General features: G+C 72.9%; 4 protein-coding genes and 1 pseudogene. 2 read left to right on the forward strand and 3 right to left on the reverse strand.

Translation table 11 applies throughout. From position 1 onward, the window contains the following. Positions 1-1,643 (reverse strand): DEAD/DEAH box helicase (locus NCC78_RS28685; protein ID WP_250798427.1); only part of this gene is annotated, 1,643 nt, incomplete at its 3' end. A gap of 294 nt (positions 1,644-1,937) precedes the next feature. Between NCC78_RS28685 and NCC78_RS28690 the strand changes: the two genes are divergently transcribed. After that, positions 1,938-2,588, forward strand: coding sequence for a ferritin-like fold-containing protein (locus NCC78_RS28690; protein ID WP_250798429.1), 651 nt, complete (start codon positions 1,938-1,940; stop codon positions 2,586-2,588). Positions 2,589-2,660: 72 nt separating this feature from the next. On the opposite strand, the gene NCC78_RS28695 is transcribed toward NCC78_RS28690, so the two are convergent. Next, positions 2,661-2,888, reverse strand: a complete 228-nt coding sequence (locus tag NCC78_RS28695) for a DUF3107 domain-containing protein (protein WP_250798430.1) — start codon at positions 2,886-2,888, stop codon at positions 2,661-2,663. 65 nt (positions 2,889-2,953) lie between these two features. Then, positions 2,954-3,592 (reverse strand): TetR/AcrR family transcriptional regulator, encoded by a 639-nt coding sequence (locus NCC78_RS28700; protein WP_250798432.1) that lies wholly within the window; start codon positions 3,590-3,592, stop codon positions 2,954-2,956. A 145-nt stretch (positions 3,593-3,737) separates the two neighbouring features. Between NCC78_RS28700 and NCC78_RS28705 the strand changes: the two are divergent. Next, positions 3,738-4,125: pseudogene (locus NCC78_RS28705) on the forward strand (hypothetical protein); the annotation flags it as partial.

Here is a 4,125-nt window from a genome sequence, read left to right on the forward strand (position 1 = left end):
GCGATCACCGCGGTCGGCTCGCCGGCGACGACCTCACCGGCCCGGCGGCGCCGGCGGCGCCGCGGGGTCCGCGTGCCCTCCTCGGCGCCGGCGATGTCGGCGACCGGCGCGTCGGTGTCCGGCCCGGTGGTGTCCGGCCCGGCGGTCACGTCGGCGTCGCGGCTCCGGCCACGCTCGCCGCGACCACGGCCCTCACCACGGCCCTCACCACGGCTTTCGCCACGACCCTCACCACGGCTTTCGCCACGACCCTCACCGCGGCTCTCACCGCGACCACGGCCCTCACCGCGCCGGGGGCTCCGGCTCTCACCCCGACGGGAGCGGCCCCCGCCGAGGTCTTCCTCGACCTCGGCCGACAGGCCGGCGCGGGTGCGCTCGGCGGTCGGCAGGGTGCCGCTGACCTCGGTGGAGATGTGCAGGTCGGTGTAGAGGTGCGGGGACGTGTGGTACGTCTCCGGCGGCTCCGGCATCTCGAGGCCCAGCGTCTTGTCGATGATCCGCCAGCGGGGCATGTCGTCCCAGTCGACGAAGGTCACCGCGACACCGGTCGCCCCCGCCCGGCCGGTGCGGCCGATCCGGTGGGTGTAGGTGTCCTGGTCCTCGGGGCAGTCGTAGTTGATGACGTGCGTGACGCCGGTGACGTCGAGCCCGCGCGCCGCCACGTCGGTGGCGACCAGAATGTCGATCTTGCCGGCCCGGAACGCCCGCAGCGCCCGCTCCCGGGCACCCTGCCCGAGGTCTCCGTGCACCGCGGCGACCGCGAACCCCCGGAAGTCGAGGTCCTCGGCGACCCGGTCGGCGGCCCGCTTGGTGCGGGTGAAGATCATGGTCAGCCCGCGCCCCTCGGCCTGCATGATGCGGGCCACGATCTCGACCTTGTTCATCGAGTGGGTGCGGTAGACCAGCTGCTGGGTCTGCGGCGACGGGCCGGTCTCGGCGGTGTGCCCGGCGTGGATCGTCACCGGACGGCGCAGGAAGCGCCGGGACAGCGCGACGATCGGGTCCGGCATGGTCGCCGAGAAGAGCATCGTCTGCCGGTCCTCCGGCAGCATGGCGAGGATCTTCTCGACGTCGTCGAGGAAGCCCAGGTCGAGCATGCGGTCGGCCTCGTCGAGGACCAGCGCGCGCACCCGGTCGAGCCGCAGGTGCTTCTGCTTCTGCAGGTCCATCAGCCGGCCCGGCGTGCCGACCAGAATCTCGACGCCCTTACGCAGCGCGTCGATCTGCGGCTCGTAGGCCACGCCGCCGTAGATCGGCAGCACCCGGACGCCCCGGATGCGCCCCGCGGCCTGCAGGTCCTTGGCGACCTGGATGCCGAGCTCGCGGGTGGGTACGACGACCAGTGCCTGCGGCACGCCGTCGCTTCCCTCGTCAGGGGCGAAGACCCGCTCCAGCAGCGGTACGCCGAAGCCGAGGGTCTTGCCGGTGCCGGTCGGCGCCTGGCCGATCAGGTCGGTGCCGCGCAGCGCGATCGGGAGCGCGTACTCCTGGATCGCGAAGGCGCGGGTGATGCCGGAGGCGGCCAGCGCGTCGACGGTCTCCTGACGCGCGCCCAGCTCGGCGAAGGTGGGTGCCTCCGGTCGCACCGGGGCGGTGGGGGCCAGTTCCTGGCCGTCCATGAGGTCTTGAGTCAGTTCGCTCATATGGATTTGGGGGTGCCCTCTCGTGGGTGCGCCCCGTCATGTCCTCAGGGCGCGTTCGGTATGGCGCGGGCCACACGGTCGGCGGCAGATTGCCGTGCCGGACCGGGCCGCACGCGCGCCGTCGGACGGACTTCGACCAGGTCAAACGTCGGTCGGCGCCCACGGCAACTGCTCCATACTACCTGAACCGGCCGGACGCCGTCCTGATTCCGGGTGAGGGCGCCACGCCCGGGGGTAACGGATGTGATCCAGGCCACTCCACCCGTGTTTGGTCGAGGACGATAGCCTGCGCTCGTGCCCGCCCCCGACCTGCCGCACCACGCCGTCGTCGACCTGCTCGGCCTGATGGCCTTCGGTGAGCTGCTCGCCTTCGAACGGATGGTCGCCGACGCCCGACTCGCCCCTGACCTGCGCCGCCGGGCGACGTTGGGCGAAATGGCCGCCGCCGAGATCGGCAACTACCGGCGGTTGGCCGACCGGCTCGGCGCGCTCGGCGTGCTGCCCGACGACGCGATGGCGCCGTACGTCGAGCCGCTGCAGGCGTACCACGACTCGACCGAGCCGAAGGACTGGGCGGAGGCGGTGACCAAGGCGTACGTGGGCGACGCCATCACCGACGACTTCCTCAGGGAGATCGCCGGCGCGCTGGCCGAGCCGGACCGCCGGCTCGTCCTCGACGTGCTGCACGACTCCACGTACGCCGAGTTCGCCGCCGCGGAGATCCGGGGCGCGATCGCGGCCGACCCGCGGGTGGCCGGCCGGCTCTCTATGTGGGCGCGGCGGCTGATGGGTGAGGCCCTGTCGCAGGCCGGCCGGGTCGCCGCCGACCGGAGCGCGCTCACCGCGCTCATCGCGCAGGGGGAGCGGGTCGACGTGCAGGGGCTGTTCCGGCGGCTGACCGCGGCGCACACCGCGCGGATGACCGCCGCCGGGCTGAACAACTGACGGTGACCGGGACGATCCCGGTGCGGTCCGCGGCGGGTGACCGGAAGTCACCCGCCACGGACGCCGGCCCGCTCAGCGGACGGTGAACCCGACCGCGCGCGGCGACGCCTCGGCGATCTCCACGTAGGCGACCTTGCTGACCGGCACGATGATCCGCCGGCCCTTCTCGTCGGTCAGGGAGAGCGTGCCCTCGGTCTTGGCGAAGGCGTCGGTCACGATCTGCTCGATCTCGGCCGGCGACTGCGCGCTCTCCAGAACCAGCTCGCGGGGCGCGTACTGCACGCCGATCTTGACCTCCACTGTGCCTCCTCAACTGGGCGAAAGAGCCGCCGATGGGAAGGCTATCCGATCTCGGGGCCGGATGTTCAGGCTGACTCACCTTGCAGCGGGAAGCTCGCGATGCCGCGCCAGGACAGGGCGGCGACCAGCGCCTCGGCCTCGGCCTTGGGCATCTGCCGGCCGCCGGCCAACCAGAACTGGGCGGCCGTCTCGGCCGCGCCGACCAAGCCGGAGGCGAGCAGCTCGGCGTGCGACCGGCTGACCCCGGTGTCGGAGATGATGGTGTCCGTTATCGCCGCGATGCAGCCCTGTTCGACCCGCTCGACCCGTTGGCGCACCGCCGGGTCGTTGCGCAGGTCGGACTCGAAGACCAGGCGGAACGCCTCGCTCTCGTGGTCGACGAAGTCGAAGTACGCGCGTACCGACGCGCCGACCCGCTCCTTGTTGTCGCTGGTGCCCCGCATGGCGTCGTGCACCTTCGCCACGATCGCGTCGCAGTGCGTGTCCAGCAGCGCGAGGTAGAGCTCCATCTTGCCGGGAAAGTGCTGGTAGAGCACCGGCTTGGAGACGCCCGCCCGCTCGGCGATGTCGTCCATCGCGGCCGCGTGGTAGCCCTGGGCGACGAACACCTCCTGCGCCGCGGCGAGCAACTGCTTGCGGCGCGCGGAACGGGGCAGGCGGGTGGGCCGGCCGGCGGTCTGTGCACCGTTCCCCACAGCGGTCATGGGAACCTCCGAGTTCGTCGTACGAGCCGGCAATTCACCCGAACCGGTCGAGGCTCATGGCCCGTCGCGGAATTGGCCCGCCGCTGTAACTTATCGCCACTGTCACCACACGGTAGCCTCAGCGGGGGCGACCAAGGAGCGCGCGGTGAGTGAAACAGGGCAACCCGGTGCCGCCACCCCGGGAGAGCACGGCGACGGGACGGGTCAGCAGGACGACCCGGCCCGTACCGGCAACGGGTGGGCGCCCTCGGCGGCCGGCTGGTCCCGCAACGCGGAGATCGCCGGCCCACTCGAGCCGGCGTCGCCGTGGAGCCAGCCCGACCCGGGGCTGGGGTGGGCCGCCTCCTCGCCCCGATACGGCGACCTGCCGGCACCGCTGCCCGGCCGTCCGGTCGACGCCGAGCCGCCGGCCCGGCTCAACGGCCACCGCGCCAACGGCGTCAACCACACCGGCGAGGACGCCCCGGTCGCCCGTCAGGCGCCGGTGAGCGCCCCGCCCGGCCTCCTCGGCGAGCAGCGCCGCGACTCCGGCG

The organism is Micromonospora phytophila (assembly GCF_023656545.1).
Taxonomy (GTDB): Bacteria; Actinomycetota; Actinomycetes; order Mycobacteriales; family Micromonosporaceae; genus Micromonospora; species Micromonospora phytophila.